Annotated in this window: 12 protein-coding genes and 1 pseudogene; 12 read left to right on the forward strand and 1 reads right to left on the reverse strand. The window is 70.3% G+C overall.

What is annotated here, in order from left to right; translation table 11 throughout:
- Positions 1–311: pseudogene (locus tag ACFW2Y_RS28765) on the reverse strand (hypothetical protein); the annotation flags it as partial.
- Between the two features lie 240 nt (positions 312–551).
- Here ACFW2Y_RS28765 and ACFW2Y_RS28770 point away from each other — a divergent pair.
- The 12 genes from ACFW2Y_RS28770 to ACFW2Y_RS28825 all read left to right on the forward strand — a co-directional run bounded on the left by ACFW2Y_RS28770 (position 552) and on the right by ACFW2Y_RS28825 (position 14306).
- Complete coding sequence (locus tag ACFW2Y_RS28770; RefSeq protein ID WP_384885032.1) at positions 552–1160, forward strand: papain-like cysteine protease family protein; 609 nt, start codon at positions 552–554, stop codon at positions 1158–1160.
- Between the two features lie 5 nt (positions 1161–1165).
- The gene (locus tag ACFW2Y_RS28775) at positions 1166–1906 is read left to right on the forward strand and encodes a hypothetical protein (protein ID WP_384885046.1); all 741 of its coding nucleotides are present in this window, start codon (positions 1166–1168) and stop codon (positions 1904–1906) included.
- Positions 1907–2116: 210 nt separating this feature from the next.
- Positions 2117–4150: an excinuclease ABC subunit UvrC gene (uvrC, locus tag ACFW2Y_RS28780; protein WP_384885034.1), complete on the forward strand. Its 2034-nt coding sequence runs from the start codon at positions 2117–2119 to the stop codon at positions 4148–4150.
- Complete coding sequence (rapZ, locus tag ACFW2Y_RS28785; protein ID WP_384885035.1) at positions 4147–5118, forward strand: RNase adapter RapZ; 972 nt, start codon at positions 4147–4149, stop codon at positions 5116–5118. Before uvrC ends, rapZ begins: the two co-directional genes overlap by 4 nt.
- The gene (gene yvcK, locus ACFW2Y_RS28790; RefSeq protein WP_384885037.1) at positions 5007–6140 is read left to right on the forward strand and encodes a uridine diphosphate-N-acetylglucosamine-binding protein YvcK; all 1134 of its coding nucleotides are present in this window, start codon (positions 5007–5009) and stop codon (positions 6138–6140) included. Before rapZ ends, yvcK begins: the two co-directional genes overlap by 112 nt.
- A complete protein-coding gene (gene whiA, locus ACFW2Y_RS28795) occupies positions 6131–7120 on the forward strand; it encodes a DNA-binding protein WhiA (RefSeq protein ID WP_030205188.1) in 990 nt (329 codons plus the stop codon). The genes yvcK and whiA overlap by 10 nt, the downstream gene beginning before the upstream one ends.
- A gap of 164 nt (positions 7121–7284) precedes the next feature.
- Entirely contained in the window at positions 7285–10236 is a 2952-nt protein-coding gene (locus ACFW2Y_RS28800) for a M14 family zinc carboxypeptidase (protein ID WP_384885039.1), read from the forward strand.
- A 217-nt stretch (positions 10237–10453) separates the two neighbouring features.
- Entirely contained in the window at positions 10454–11464 is a 1011-nt protein-coding gene (gap, locus tag ACFW2Y_RS28805; protein ID WP_384885041.1) for a type I glyceraldehyde-3-phosphate dehydrogenase, read from the forward strand.
- Positions 11465–11569: 105 nt separating this feature from the next.
- Entirely contained in the window at positions 11570–12781 is a 1212-nt protein-coding gene (locus ACFW2Y_RS28810; RefSeq protein ID WP_384885043.1) for a phosphoglycerate kinase, read from the forward strand.
- Positions 12782–12788: 7 nt separating this feature from the next.
- Positions 12789–13565 carry a triose-phosphate isomerase gene (gene tpiA / locus ACFW2Y_RS28815; protein WP_384885045.1) on the forward strand — a complete coding sequence of 259 codons (777 nt, stop codon included), beginning with the start codon at positions 12789–12791 and terminating at the stop codon, positions 13563–13565.
- 97 nt (positions 13566–13662) lie between these two features.
- Positions 13663–13893, forward strand: a complete 231-nt coding sequence (gene secG, locus ACFW2Y_RS28820; protein WP_384885048.1) for a preprotein translocase subunit SecG — start codon at positions 13663–13665, stop codon at positions 13891–13893.
- 77 nt (positions 13894–13970) lie between these two features.
- Entirely contained in the window at positions 13971–14306 is a 336-nt protein-coding gene (locus ACFW2Y_RS28825; RefSeq protein ID WP_078908267.1) for an RNA polymerase-binding protein RbpA, read from the forward strand.
- The last annotated feature ends 43 nt before the right edge of the window (positions 14307–14349 follow it).

Genomic DNA, 14349 nt, shown 5'->3' on the forward strand with positions numbered 1-14349 from the left:
ACCGCAGCCATTTCGTCCGGAGTCACACACCCACAACGCGACACACAACCCGAAGGACACGCACCACCAAACACGACCTGACCAAGCACTACTAGGGCGCTGACGGCTTTCAACGACTCGGGGCGCTGTGGTCGCCGGGCGCCCTGCTGCCAGTAGCTCAGGCTCGTCACCCCGACCTTGACGCCCCGGTGCGCCAGATGGTGCTGGACCCGCTGGAGCGGCAGCCCGCGCACGGCCAGCGCGGTGCGCAGAGCCAGGTGGAAGGGGCCGGTGTGCAGCAGCTGTACCAGATCGGCCTCGGTGTGGCTCACGAGAGGACTCCTCGGTGAACGTTCACGGCGGGAGCACGGACCGTCGCACCGTGCGGGACGGGCGGGCAGGTGGGTCGTGGGCGTCCGTTCACACCCGGGCCACACCGTTCACAGTCCGATGTCATTCCGCATTGAAGCGTGTTGACCGGATCCGGACAACGGCAGATGCTCCTGAACAGCGTCCGGACGCGCTCCTCCACCCCCCCACGTCCCCACACCCCCCGCCCCGGGAGGAACGCGATGCGCAGAAGAAAGTCGAACCTCGCGGCACTGGCCGCAGCCGCCCTCTTCCTCGTCCCCGCCACCTCGGCGTCCGCCGCACCCGCCGCCACCTCGGCGTCCGCCGTCGGTGAGCAGGTCTCCGCCCTCGCTTACAAGCGGCTGAACATCACCATGCAGGCCCAACAGAAGAGCAACTGGTGCTGGGCGGCGAGCGGCAACACCATCGCCACCTGGTTCGGTCGCGGCTACAGCCAGAACCAGTTCTGCAACGCAGCCTTCAACCGCCAGCAGGGCTACGACTGCCCCAACTGGCAAGCCACCCTCGGCAACGTCCAGACCGGACTGAGCTGGGCGGGGATCTACCCCGGCTCGTACGTCAACGGTTGGCTGCGCTACTCGACCGTCCAGACCGAGATCAACGCCAACCGGCCCGTCGAGACCCGGATCCAGTGGTCGAGCGGCGGTGGCCACATGCACGTCATCTACGGCTACGACGACGCGGACGGCTGGGTGTACTGGGGAGATCCCTGGCCCTCCAGCAACAGGTACAACTGGGCCTCGCACGCCTGGTACGTCAACAACGGCTCGTTCTCCTGGACCCACTCGCTCTACCGGATCGGGGCGTGACGACCATGAACGCACGAGCCGTGACGGCCGGTTTCCTGGCCACCGCAGCCCTCGTCGTCCTCGGGGCGTTCCCGGCCGCCGCCGAAGGGCTGCCGCCCGCGGCCACCCCCGAACAGGCCGCCTCCGCACCGCAGACCCTGGACACCCTGTCCCGCTTCTTCGCCCGGGACGGAGCCCTCGCCCGGACGGCGGTCGCGCCCCGCGTCGAGGGCGCGTCCGTGCCGGTGCGCATCCTCTCTCCGGACTTCGTCGCCGGAAAGCCCGGAGCGCCCGTCGCCCGCGTCGAGTTCCGTGCCAGCCGGGCCGTGGCCTCGGACGGACAGAAGGCCTCGGTGTGGACGGTGAAGCGGCCGGAGGGCTGGCACGTGGTGAACATCGCCACCGGTGACGACGAGATCCGCTACGCGGAGCTGGGCGGCGGACTCGTCTTCCGCGAGCCGCAGATCGACGCGTGGTACGTCCAGAAGGGCGGGAAGGTGCTGCCCCTCGACGAGGATGCGGTGCGGGTTGTGGGGCGCGAGGGCGCCAGCCTCGCCGCGTACCGGGAACGAGTGGCCCGGGCGTACGGCGACAAGCTACCGGGATCGGCGTACGCCCGGAAGGGTGCGGCCGGCGGTTACGACGCCGCGCCGCCGAACACGTCCGATGGCGGGGTCACCGTTGCGGCGACCGGCGCGGGTGCGGGCCTGCTCCTCGCCCTGACGGTGACGGCCGCGATGCGTCGCCGTAGGGCCCGGGAGGCCTGAGCGGGCGCCCGACGACACCGACGGGTCGCCCCCGCTCCCCCGTGGGCGGCCCGTCGGAGGTCGGGCCCCGCCGTGTGGAGGCCCGACCCGTCCCCGGTGGGACGGCGGCCGGCAGGCGCGGCCAGCGGCCCGGACGGCGCCGTGGGCCGGGGCCGTCGCGCCGGTGCGCGCCCGCCCGGGGTGTCGGTCACCGCCAGTAGGGTGGTGAGCATGGCAGACCCCTCCAGCTATCGCCCCAAGCCGGGTCAGATCCCCGACTCTCCGGGGGTCTACAAGTTCCGCGACGAGCACCGCCGGGTGATCTACGTGGGGAAGGCGAAGTCGTTGCGCCAGCGGCTGGCCAACTACTTCCAGCCGCTCGTGAACCTGCACCCGCGCACCGCCACCATGGTGACGACCGCCGCCTCCGTGGAATGGACCGTGGTGTCCACCGAGGTCGAGGCGCTCCAGCTGGAGTACTCCTGGATCAAGGAGTACGACCCCCGCTTCAACGTCAAGTACCGGGACGACAAGAGTTATCCGTACCTCGCGGTCACCATGAACGAGGAGTTCCCGCGCGTCCAGGTCCTCCGCGGACACAAGAAGAAGGGCGTGCGCTACTTCGGGCCGTACGCGCACGCGTGGGCGATCCGCGAGACCGTCGACCTGATGCTTCGGGTCTTCCCGGTGCGGACCTGTTCCGCGGGCGTGTTCCGGAACGCGGCGGCGGCCGGCCGGCCCTGCCTCCTCGGCTACATCGGCAAGTGCTCGGCGCCCTGCGTCGGCCGGATCGCCCCCGAGGAGCACCGCGAACTGGCCGAGGAGTTCTGCGACTTCATGGCCGGTCGCACCGGCACGCACCTCCGCAGGCTGGAGAAGCAGATGATGATCGCGGCCGAGGACATGGAGTACGAGAAGGCCGCCCGGCTCCGCGACGACATGGACGCCCTGCGGCGCGCCATGGAGAAGAGCGCGGTGGTCCTCGGCGACGCCACCGACGCCGACCTGATCGCCCTCGCCGAGGACGAGCTGGAAGCGGCCGTGCAGATCTTCCACGTGCGCGGCGGACGCGTCCGGGGCCAGCGCGGCTGGGTCACCGACAAGGTCGAGGCGGTGAGCACGGCGGGGCTCGTCGAGCACGCGCTCCAGCAGCTGTACGGCGAGGAGGACGGCGACGCGGTCCCCAAGGAGGTGCTGGTCCCGGCGCTCCCCGAGGACGCCGGTGCCGTCTCCGCCTGGCTCTCCGAGCGCCGCGGGTCCCTGGTCTCCCTGCGCGTCCCGCAGCGCGGCGACAAGAAGGACCTGATGGAGACCGTCGCGCGCAATGCCCAGCAGGCGCTGGTGCTGCACAAGACCAAGCGGGCCAGCGACCTCACCACCCGCTCCCGGGCCCTGGAGGAGATCGCCGAGGCGCTGGACCTGGACTCCGCGCCCCTGCGGATCGAGTGCTTCGACATCTCGCACCTCCAGGGCGATGACGTCGTCGCCTCGATGGTGGTCTTCGAGGACGGGCTGCCCCGCAAGAGCGAGTACCGCCGCTTCCAGATCAAGGGGCGCGCCGGAGACACCCAGCTCTGGCACGGCGAGGGCCAGGACGACGTCCGGTCCATGCACGAGGTCGTCAGCCGCCGCTTCAGGCGCTACCTCGCCGAGAAGGACCGGACGGGGGAGTGGGGTGGCCCGGCCGACGGGGAGGCGCCGTCCGGCGGCGAGGTCCCCGCGGAGGGCTCCGGGGACGACGGGCGGCCCAAGCGCTTCGCGTACCCCCCGCAGCTCGTCGTCGTCGACGGCGGACAGCCGCAGGTGGCCGCGGCCCGCCGCGCCCTCGACGAGCTCGGCATCGACGACGTCGCGGTCTGTGGTCTCGCCAAGCGCCTGGAGGAGGTCTGGCTGCCCGGTGAGGACGATCCGGTGGTGCTGCCCCGTTCCAGTGAGGGGCTCTACCTCCTGCAGCGGGTGCGTGACACGGCTCACGACTTCGCCATCCGCTATCAGCGGTCCAAGCGGACGAAACGCATCCGTACCAGCCCCCTGGACGCCGTCCCCGGCCTCGGTGAGACGCGGAAGCAGACCTTGATCAAGCATTTCGGCTCGGTGAAGCGGCTCCGACAGGCGACAATCGAGCAGATCTGCGAGGTCCCCGGCATGGGCCGGAAGACTGCGGAGGCGGTCGTCACGGCCCTCGCCGAGGCGTCCCCGACCGCTCCCGCCGTGAACACGGCGACAGGAGAGATCATGGAAGACGACGGGGGCGGTACGGCATGACCGCCCACGAGCAGCATGACGAGCACCGCGAGCACCACCGAGAAGACGGAGCAGGACACGTGAGTACGGGCACGAAGGAGACCCCCGGCGACAACGGCGCCGAGGCGGCCATTCCCGAGCTGGTGATCATCTCCGGCATGTCCGGGGCGGGCCGGTCCACCGCGGCGAAGTGCCTGGAGGACCTCGGCTGGTTCGTCGTGGACAACCTGCCGCCCGCGCTGATCCCCACCATGGTGGAGCTCGGCGCCCGTTCCCAGGGCAACGTCGCCCGGATCGCCGTCGTCGTGGACGTCCGCGGCCGGCAGTTCTTCGACAACCTCCGGGAGTCCCTCGCCGACCTGGACGCCAAGCAGGTCACCCGCCGGATCGTTTTCCTGGAGTCGTCCGACGAGGCCCTCGTCCGACGCTTCGAGTCGGTCCGCCGGCCGCACCCGCTCCAGGGCGACGGCCGGATCACCGACGGCATCGCCGCCGAGCGCGACCTGCTGCGCGAGCTGCGCGGCGACGCCGACCTGGTGATCGACACCTCCAGCCTCAACGTCCACGAACTGCGCGCCAAGATGGACGCCCAGTTCGCCGGTGACGAGGAGCCGGAGCTCAGGGCCACCGTCATGTCCTTCGGCTTCAAGTACGGCCTGCCGGTCGACGCCGACCTCGTCGTCGACATGCGCTTCCTGCCGAACCCGCACTGGGTCCCCGAGCTGCGGCCCTTCACCGGGCTCAACGAAGAGGTCTCGAACTACGTCTACAACCAGCCCGGCGCCAAGGAGTTCCTGGACCGCTACACCGAGCTGCTCCAGCTGATCGCCGCGGGGTACCGCCGCGAGGGCAAGCGTTACGTGACCATCGCCGTGGGATGCACCGGCGGCAAGCACCGCTCCGTGGCCACGGCCGAGCGCCTCGCCGCCCGCCTCGCCGCCGAAGGGGTCGAGACCGTCGTCGTGCACCGGGACATGGGGCGCGAGTGAAACCGTACCGTCGGCGTACGTCCACCCTCTCGGTGCGGCGTACGCTCCGCAGGCGCGGCGCCCAGCCCAAGGTGGTCGCGCTCGGTGGCGGCATGGGCCTGTCGGCCTCCCTCGCCGCGCTCCGTCGCATCACCGGCGACCTCACGGCCGTCGTCACCGTCGCGGACGACGGGGGCTCCAGCGGCCGGCTCCGGGAGGAGCTGGGCGTGCTGCCCCCGGGCGACCTGCGGAAGGCGCTCGCCGCGCTCTGCGGCGACGACGACTGGGGACAGACCTGGGCCCGGGTGATCCAGCACCGCTTCCAGTCCAAGGGCGACATGGGCGGTCACGCGGTCGGCAACCTGCTGATCGTCGCCCTCTGGGAGCAGCTCGGTGATCCCGTCCAGGCCCTCGACCTGGTGGGCCGGCTGCTCGGCGCCCACGGCCGGGTGCTCCCCATGTCCGCCGTGCCGCTGGAGCTCCAGGCCCTGGTCAAGGGCCACGACCCGGAGCGCCCGGACGACGTGGACACCGTCCGGGGTCAGGCGACCGTGGCCCTCACCCCCGGCGAAGTGCAGTCCGTGCACCTCGTGCCGCACGACCCGCCTGCCGTGCCCGAGGCGGTCGCGGCCGTCCTCGACGCGGACTGGGTGGTGCTCGGCCCCGGTTCCTGGTTCTCCTCCGTGATCCCGCACCTCTTGGTCCCCGAGCTCCTCGACGCCCTGATCGAGACCAAGGCCCGGAAGGTGCTCTCCCTGAACCTCGCGCCGCAGCCCGGAGAAACCGAGGGCTTCTCCCCGCAGCGTCATTTGGAGGTTTTGGGACGACACGCCCCTAAACTCGCCCTGGACGTGGTGCTGGCCGACGCCGCCGCCGTGCCCGATCGCGAGTCACTCGCCGATGCCGCCAAGCGGCTCGGCGCCGCGGTCGAGCTGGCGCCGGTGGCCAGGCCCGACGGCTCCGCGAAGCACGACCCGGAGCTGTTGGCCGCCGCGTACGACCGTATTTTTCGGATGCATGGAAGGATCGGCCCATGGCGATGACGGCAGCGGTGAAGGACGAGATCTCCCGGCTCCCCGTCACCCGGACCTGCTGCAGGAAGGCAGAGGTCTCGTCGATCCTGCGGTTCGCGGGCGGGCTGCACTTGGTGAGCGGCCGCATCGTGATCGAGGCGGAGCTCGACACGGCGATGGCGGCCCGCCGGCTCAAGCGGGACATCCTGGAGATCTTCGGCCACAGCTCCGAACTGATCGTGATGGCTCCCGGTGGGCTGCGGCGCGGCTCGCGCTTCGTGGTGCGGGTGGTGGCCGGAGGCGACCAGCTGGCCCGCCAGACGGGTCTCGTGGACGGCCGGGGGCGCCCCATCCGCGGGCTGCCCCCGCAGGTGGTCTCCGGGGCCACTTGCGACGCCGAGGCCGCCTGGCGGGGCGCCTTCCTCGCGCACGGCTCGTTGACCGAGCCCGGTCGTTCCTCTTCCCTGGAGGTCACCTGCCCGGGACCGGAAGCCGCCCTCGCCCTGGTCGGAGCCGCCCGCCGGCTCTCCATCGCAGCGAAGGCCCGTGAGGTGCGGGGCGTGGACCGGGTCGTCGTCCGCGACGGCGATGCGATCGGCGCCCTGCTCACCCGGCTCGGCGCGCACGAGTCGGTGCTCGCCTGGGAAGAGCGGAGGATGCGGCGCGAGGTCCGTGCCACCGCCAACCGCCTGGCCAACTTCGACGACGCCAACCTGCGCCGCTCGGCGCGCGCCGCGGTCGCCGCCGGTGCCCGCGTGCAGCGTGCCCTGGAGATCCTCGGCGAGGAGGTGCCCGAGCACCTCGCCGCCGCCGGACGGCTGCGCATGGAGCACAAGCAGGCCTCCTTGGAGGAGCTGGGCGCGCTCGCCGACCCGCCGCTCACCAAGGACGCGGTGGCCGGCCGGATCCGTCGCCTCCTGGCCATGGCCGACAAGCGGGCACAGGACCTGGGCATCCCCGGGACCGAGTCCAACCTGACGGAGGAGCTCGACGACAGCCTTGTCGGCTGATCCTTCCCCCGCCCTGCGGAACTGATAACTCCGTGCTGTCGGTGCCTTCCTGAGGCACCGACAGCTTCTTTCGTGCTCCCTGCGAGGCACCCTTGACAGGCCCATGGGCGCCCAAGAGCCTGGCGTCTGTTCGCCTTCGTGACAGACAACAGCAAGGGGGGCTCATGAGACGCAGAGCGAGATCGATCCTCGCAGCGGCTTCACTGCTGATCGCCGGAGCGGTGGCAACACCCGCCGCCGGCGCGCAGCCGAACGACCGGAACGGTGGCGACGTCCTCTCCGTGTGGCACGCCGAGGTCACCGCGGCGCAGGTCCCGCTGCTCCTCGAGGCCGGCGCGGATGCCCACGAGCTGACCGAACAGGTCCCCGCGAAGGGCTCCGCAACGGTCGAGCTCTTCCTCACCGACCAGCAGGCCGGGCAGTTGCGGGGCCGGGGCGTCGACGTCACCGAGCACCGGATCGACGCCCGTGCCGAGCAGCGGCTCGCCGCGGCCGGGGACGGCGTCTTCCGTCCCTACGGCGGCCCCAACGGGCTCAAGCAGGAGATCCTGGACACGGCCCGGGCCAATCCGGGGCTCACCAAGGTCGTATCGATCGGCAAGACCGTCCGGGGACAGGACATCCTGGCGCTCAAACTGACCAAAAACGCCCGACGCGTCAAGGATGGCTCGAAACCCGCCACGCTGTACGTGTCCAACCAGCACGCCCGTGAGTGGATCACCCCCGAGATGACCCGGCGGCTGATGCACCACTACCTCGACGGCTACGGCAAGGACGAACGGATCACCCGGATCGTCGACTCCACCGAGCTGTGGTTCGTGCTCTCAGCCAATCCGGACGGCTACGACTTCACCCATGCCGATCCCGCCAACCGGCAGTGGCGCAAGAACCTTCGCGACAACAACGGCGACGGACGGATCGGAACGGGCGACGGCGTCGACCTGAACCGCAACTTCGCCTACAAGTGGGGTTACGACAACGAGGGTTCCTCCCCGGACCCGGCCGACGAGACCTTCCGCGGCAAGGGCCCCATGTCGGAGCCCGAGACCCGGGCCCTCGACGCCTTCCAGAAGCGCATCGGCTTCTCGTACGGCATCAACTACCACTCGGCCGCACAGCTCCTGCTGTACGGCGTCGGCTGGCAGGTCGCCACCGACACCCCCGACGACGTGGCCCTCAGGGCCCTCGCCGGTACCCCGCAGAACTCCGCCGTGCCCGGCTACCGTCCGCAGGTCTCCTCCGAGCTCTACATCACCAACGGCGAAGCGGACGGACACGCCGCCAACGTCAACGGCATGCAGATGTTCACCCCGGAGATGTCCACCTGCGCCACCGCTTCCCGGGTCGACCCGAACGACGCCTGGGACCCGGCCGACTGCGCCTCCGTCTTCACCTTCCCGGATGACGAGAAGCTGATCCAGGCCGAGTTCGCCAAGAACGTCCCGTTCGCACTCGCGGTCGCCGAGTCCGCAGCCCACCCGGACCGGCCGGTCTCCCCGGTCGGCACCGAAGCCCCCGACTTCACCCCGAAGACCTTCACCACCTCCTACGCCCGCGGCGAGGAGCAGGAGGTCGCCGTCACCGCCCGCGCCTCGCTGCGCGCCAAGACCCTGAAGTACCGGATCAACGGCGGACGCACCCACAGCGAGCGGCTGGAGGCGTGGAAGGGGGGCGAGACCTTCGGCGGCGAGGACAACCTCTACTTCGACGAGTACCGCGCGGCGGTCGAGGGGGCCCGGCCCGGAGACTCGGTCGAGGTCTGGTTCACCGCCCGCACCCGCGAAGGGCGCGCCACCGCCTCCGCCCCCTTCAGCTACACGGTGGCGGAGCGCCCCCGCGGGGACGTGCTCGTCCTCGCCGACGAGGGCGGCACCGCCGCCGCCCGGCACAGCGCCGCCTACGTGAAGGCGCTCGCCGACAACGGCCGCCGGTCCGCCGTCTGGGACGTCGCCACCCAGGGAGCCCCGGACGCCCTCGGGGTGCTGTCCCACTTCCGCACCGTGGTCTGGTACAACGGCGCCGAGCGCCCCTCCGGTGCCACCCAGCTCGCCGTGCGCGCCTACCTCAACGAGGGCGGCAAGCTGATCAACGCCGGCGAGGAGGCCGGTGGGTCCACCCGCATCGGGCGGGCGGAGTCCAACGACTTCGCCCAGTACTACCTGGGCGCCTACCACCGCGCGGGCCTCAAGGGTCCTTCCTCGTTCGCCGGTGCGGGCGCCTTCGCGGGCATCGGCGCGACCCTCGCCGCCGCTCCCGACAACCCGCTGGACAACGCGGGGGCGTACACCGTCACCTCGGACACGCTGGGGCCGAAGGAGTTCCCCCAGTTCGCGAGCAGTGCCTCCGCGGGGGACTACCCGGGCGTCCGCACCCCCTTCGAGCCCGCCGAGGGCTCGACCTTCGCGGCCGTCGAGCACAGCGACGACACCTGGGCCCGGCTCGTCAGGACCGTGGACCTCACCGGGGTCGCCGCCGCTTCGAAGCCGCGGCTGGACTTCCAGGTCAGCCATGACACCGAGCCAGGCTACGACAACCTCGTCGTCGAGGCCCACACCGTCGGCCAGGACGACTGGACGACCCTGCCCGACGCCAACGGCGGTACCTCCGCCGCGCCGCCGGCCGACTGCGGCGAGGGCTACTACGTCCGCGGCCATCCCTTCCTCGCCCACTACCTCACCGTCGGAAAGGAAGACTGCACCACCACCGGAACCACCGGTTCTTGGAACGCCTTCACCGGCTCCTCCAACGGCTGGCAGCAGGCCTCCGTCGACCTGAGCGCCTGGGCCGGCAAGAAGGTCGAGCTGGCGCTCTCCTACGTCTCCGACCCCGGTACCGGAGGGATGGGGGCCTTCGTCGACGACATCCGGCTCGTCACCGGCACCGCCGTCGAGACGGAGGGCTTCGAGACCTCCCTCGGCGTCTGGTCCGTACCGGGTGCACCGGCCGGCAGCCCCGGCAACGGCTCCGACTGGACGCGCTCCGCGGCGCTCTTCCACTCCGGGGCCGCGGTCACCACCCGTGACACCGTCCTCCTCGGCTACGGCCTGGAGCACGTGCCCGGTGCGAGGGAGCGGGCACGGCTCCTCGGCCGCGCCCTCGGGGTGCTCCGGCGCTGACGGAGAGTAGTCGGGACAAAGGTCCCACGACGGCCCGTACCCGTTGGTAGGTACGGGCCGTCGGCCGTTTTTCCTCACTTTCCGGGCTCGTGCGGATGAGCTCGATGTCACTCCGGGACGTCGGGGGAGGTAGGGTCGTAAGCGGTCGGGGACATCCCAAAAAACAAAAATCTCGCCGGCGTCGATACTCCGGCGTTCCTAACGAGGAGATCGGTTCGTGACGATCCGCGTAGGCATCAACGGCTTTGGCCGCATCGGTCGAAACTACTTCCGCGCGCTCCTTGAGCAGGGTGCTGACATCGAGATCGTGGCTGTCAACGACCTGGGTGACACCGCGACCACGGCACACCTGTTGAAGTACGACACCATCCTGGGCCGCCTCAAGGCCGAGGTGACCCACACCGCCGACACCATCACCGTGGACGGCCACACCATCAAGGTGCTCTCCGAGCGCAACCCGGCCGACATCCCCTGGGGCGAGCTGGGCGTCGACATCGTCATCGAGTCGACCGGCATCTTCACCAAGAAGGCCGACGCCGAGAAGCACATCGCCGGTGGTGCCAAGAAGGTCCTCATCTCGGCTCCGGCCAGCGACGAGGACATCACCATCGTCATGGGCGTCAACCAGGACAAGTACGACGCGGCGCAGCACCACGTCATCTCGAACGCGTCCTGCACCACCAACTGCGTCGCACCGATGGCCAAGGTCCTCGACGAGAACTTCGGCATCGTCAAGGGCCTGATGACCACGGTCCACGCGTACACCAACGACCAGCGCATCCTGGACTTCCCGCACAAGGACCTGCGCCGCGCCCGCGCCGCCGCGGAGAACATCATCCCGACCACGACGGGCGCCGCCAAGGCCACCGCCCTGGTCCTCCCGCAGCTCAAGGGCAAGCTGGACGGCATCGCCATGCGCGTCCCGGTCCCGACCGGCTCCGCCACCGACCTGGTCGTCACCCTCGACCGCGAGGTCACCAAGGACGAGGTCAACGCCGCGTTCAAGAAGGCCGCCGAGGACGGCGACCTCAAGGGCGTCCTGTTCTACACCGAGGACCCGATCGTCTCCTCGGACATCGTCAGCGACCCGGCGTCCTGCACCTTCGACGCCTCCCTGACGATGGTCCAGGAAGGCAACACGGTCAAGATCCTCGGCTGGTACGACAACGAATGGGGCTACTCCAACCGTCTCGTCGACCTCACCGTCTTCGTCGGCGGCCAGCTCTAAGCTTCAGGGCAGGCTTTCGATGTGAGCAGGGCTCGGGCAGCGCAACGTCGCGCTGTGCGAGCCCTGTTTGTGTGCTCCACCGCGTACCAAGGAGTCTGTTAACAGATGAAGACGATCGACGAGCTCCTCCACGAGGGCGTCGAAGGCAAGCGCGTGTTCGTTCGCGCCGACCTCAACGTGCCGCTCGACGGCACCACCATCACCGATGACGGCCGCATCCGTGCCGTCGTCCCCACCGTCAAGGCGCTCGCCGACGCCGGCGCACGCGTGGTGGTCGCCTCGCACCTGGGCCGCCCCAAGGGTGCTCCGGACCCGGCGTTCTCGCTCGCCCCGGCGGCAGTGCGCCTCGGTGAACTGCTCGGCACCGGGGTGGCCTTCGCGGCCGACACGGTCGGCGACTCGGCCAAGGCCACCGTCGCAGGCCTCGCCGACGGTCAGGTGGCCGTGGTCGAGAACCTCCGCTTCAATGCCGGCGAGACCTCCAAGGACGACGCCGAGCGCGCCGCCTTCGCGGACCGGCTGGCGGCCCTCGCCGACCTGTACGTCGGCGACGGCTTCGGTGCCGTGCACCGCAAGCACGCCTCGGTCTTCGACCTCCCGAAGCGCCTTCCGCACGCCGCCGGCTACCTCATCGCCACCGAGGTCGGCGTCCTGAAGAAGCTCACCGAGGACGTCCAGCGGCCGTACGCGGTCGTGCTCGGCGGCGCCAAGGTCTCCGACAAGCTCGGCGTGATCGACCACCTGCTGGAGAAGGCCGACCGCATCCTCATCGGCGGCGGCATGGCGTACACCTTCCTCAAGGCCCAGGGCCACGAGGTCGGCATCTCGCTGCTCCAGGAGGACCAGGTTCCAGCGGTCCTGGAGTACCTGGAGCGGGCCGAGCAGCTCGGCGTGGAGTTCGTGCTCCCCGTCGACGTCCTGGTCGCGCCCGAGTTCCCCGACCTGAAGACCAAGGCTCCGGCGAACCCGACCACGGTCGCCGCGGACGCCATCCCCTCCGACGAGGAGGGCCTGGACATCGGTCCGGAGACCCGTAAGCTCTACGCCTCGAAGCTCGCCGACGCCGGCACCGTCTTCTGGAACGGTCCGATGGGCGTCTTCGAGCACCCCGACTACGCCGAGGGCACCAAGGCCGTTGCCCAGGCGCTCGTCGATTCCCCGGCCTTCACGGTGGTGGGCGGCGGCGACTCCGCCGCGGCCGTCCGCATCCTGGGCTTCGACGAAAAGGCATTCGGCCACATCTCGACCGGCGGCGGCGCCTCCCTCGAATACCTTGAGGGCAAGCAGCTCCCCGGCCTCGTCGCACTGGAGGACTGACCCCCTGATGAGCACCCGCACCCCGCTGATGGCGGGCAACTGGAAGATGAACCTCAACCACCTCGAGGCCATCGCCCACGTCCAGAAGCTCGCCTTCGCCCTGACGGACAAGGACCACGACGCCTGTGAGGTCGCGGTCCTGGTCCCCTTCACCGACCTGAGGTCGGTCCAGACCCTGGTCGACGGTGACAAGCTCAAGATCAAGTACGGCGCCCAGGACGTCTCGGCGCACGACTCCGGTGCCTACACCGGTGAGGTCTCGGGCCCGATGCTCTCCAAGCTGAAGTGCGCCTACGTCGCCGTCGGCCACTCCGAGCGCCGCCAGTACCACGCCGAGACCGACGAGGTCTGCAACGCCAAGGTGAAGGCCGCCTTCAAGCACGGCATCACCCCGATCCTCTGCGTCGGCGAAGGACTGGACGTCCGCAAGGCGGGCAACCAGGTCGAGCACACCCTCGCCCAGATCGACGGCGGGCTGAAGGACGTCCCGGCCGAGCAGGCCGAGTCGATCGTGATCGCGTACGAGCCGGTGTGGGCCATCGGCACCGGCGAGGTCGCCACCCCCGAGGACGCCCAGGAGGTCTGCGGGGCGATCCGCGGGCGCCTCGCGGAGCTGTACTCGCAGGAGCTGGCCGACAAGGTCCGCATCCAGTACGGCGGCTCAGTCAAGTCCGGCAACGTCGCCGCGATCATGGCGCAGCCCGACGTCGACGGCGCCCTGGTGGGCGGCGCGGCGCTCGACGCCGACGAGTTCGTCAAGATCGTGCGCTTCCGCGACCAGTGAGTATGCGGTAGCGGAGTTCCGTCGTACCCTTGCGGGGGTCGGGCAGGTGCCCGGCCCCCGTCCGTATCAGTCCGAGGAAGTTGGTCCAGCCGTGGTTATGGGGTTCTCGATCGCCCTGATCGTCTTCAGCGCACTGCTGATGCTGCTTGTGCTCATGCACAAGGGGAAGGGCGGCGGCCTCTCCGACATGTTCGGTGGCGGCATGCAGTCCTCCGTCGGTGGCTCCTCGGTCGCCGAGCGAAACCTTGACCGGATCACGATCGTGATTGGTCTGCTCTGGTTCGCCTGCATTGTGGTACTCGGCCTGCTGATGAAGTTGGACGGGTAACTCCAATCACTGGACGCGCGTTGGGCCTTACGTAGACTGGGGCATCTTCGAGCACCATCACGCAGGGAGTTACGACCGTGGCAAGTGGCAACGCGATCCGGGGAAGCCGGGTCGGAGCGGGGCCGATGGGGGAGGCCGAGCGGGGCGAGTCGGCACCGCGCCTCCGCATCTCCTTCTGGTGCTCGAACGGGCACGAGACACAGCCGAGCTTCGCCAGCGACGCAGCGGTCCCGGACACCTGGGACTGCCCGCGCTGCGGCTTCCCGGCGGGCCAGGACCGGGACAACCCGCCGGACCCGCCGCGCACGGAGCCGTACAAGACCCACCTCGCCTATGTGCGTGAGCGGCGCAGCGATGCGGACGGCGAGGCGATCCTCGCCGAGGCGCTCGCCAAGCTGCGGGGCGAGATCTGAGCGTGGTGTGACGGTGTGACGAACGGGCCTTGCCCGCGAACTC

This window comes from Streptomyces sp. NPDC058877 (genome assembly GCF_042742855.1).
GTDB lineage: Bacteria > Actinomycetota > Actinomycetes > Streptomycetales > Streptomycetaceae > Streptomyces.